Here is a 1,359-nt window from a genome sequence, read left to right on the forward strand (position 1 = left end):
TGAAGCGCCCTAGGTTCTCTGCCGCTTTCATATGAGGTGGGGCTCCGCTTTCAAGGCGGCGTAGTGGAGCTGTTCGTACTCTATCGGGGTCAGATGACCGATGCTGCTGTGGAGGCGTTGGTGGTTCCACCAATCGACCCACCCGGCAGTAGCGAATTCCACATCGGAAAGCTTCCGGAAGGGGCCTTCGTGGAAGACGTCGGTGCGGATGGCTTCGGTCTTGAACAACCCAATGATGGACTCCATGAGGCTGTTGTCGTAGGCATCGCCGACGGTCCCGATCGAGGGCTGGATCCCCTCTAGCTGAAGGTGCTCGGTGAAGCGAATGCTCGTGTATTGAGACCCCGCATCCGAATGTGCCACCAGCTGCCCGCGTTCGACGGGGTGACCCTCGCGTCCCCGCTGCCACAGGCCCATGCGCAGGGGCAGGTCCACCAGCTCGGTGGCCTTGATGGTATCGGCGTGCCAGCCGATGATCCGCTGGGCGAAGACATCGACGAGGAAGGCCACGTAGACGAACCCGGCCCAGGTGCGCACATATGTGAAGTCCGCGACCCAGACCCGGTTCGGCGCCGCGGCGGTGAAGTCACGATTGAGCAGATCCCCAGCACGTGTGCCGTCCTTAGCCGGGACGGTGGTGCGCGCGGCCTTACCCCGGCGGACTCCGGCCAGGCCCAGGGTCCTCATGGCCCGATCCACCGCGCCCGGGGTGGCCCCGGGCAGGCGACGGCGAATGGCCGCGGTCATCTTCCTGCGCCCGTAGAGGCCCTCAGCGGTGCGTTTGATGGTGCCGTCCTCCTTGCGCTTATAGGCCAGAGAGCGGATGGCATCTTCGACCATCGCGTCGGTGATGGTCCTGGTTGCCGGCTGGTGGTGGGCCTGTTTCCAGGATCGGTAGGTCCTTGCCGCGACCGGCGTCCCCTCAGCGGTGAGGATGGCGCAGATCGACTCGACGGCATGACCATCAGAGCGCAGCTGATCGATGAAAGCGCTGATCAGCGGGATCGGGGGTCGAGTTCCCCCGCGAAGAAAATCGAGGCCTTACGCAGGATCTCGTTGGTCTCCTTCAACCGCCTGTTCTCGGCCTTCAACCGGCGGATCTCTTCGAGCTCATCGGTTGAGGTTCCCTCGCGGGTGCCGTGGTCGATCTCGTGCTGGGTGATCCATCGGCGCAAGGAGTCCCGGCCGACGCCCAGCTGTGCGGAGACGGCCTTGATGGCCGCGGTGCGGGAGGAGTACTCCGACTGGTGGTCCAGCACCAGACGGACGGCCCGCTGCTTCAGAGCGGGATCGGTGATTCGAGGCATGACTGCATCCTTTCAGCTTAGAAAGATGCGGCATCAAACCTGGGTCGCTTCA

At 64.0% G+C, this 1,359-nt stretch carries 1 protein-coding gene; it reads right to left on the reverse strand.

The window, feature by feature from the left end:
* Positions 1-27 precede the first annotated feature (27 nt).
* A protein-coding gene (locus RH857_RS13490; protein ID WP_310538493.1) for an IS3 family transposase occupies positions 28-1,307 on the reverse strand; the annotation gives its coding sequence in 2 pieces (ribosomal slippage) (positions 28-1,034 and positions 1,034-1,307; 1,281 coding nt in all).
* Positions 1,308-1,359: the final 52 nt, after the last annotated feature.

The sequence above is a fragment of the Nesterenkonia flava genome (genome assembly GCF_031432335.1).
GTDB classification, from domain to species: domain Bacteria; phylum Actinomycetota; class Actinomycetes; order Actinomycetales; family Micrococcaceae; genus Nesterenkonia; species Nesterenkonia flava.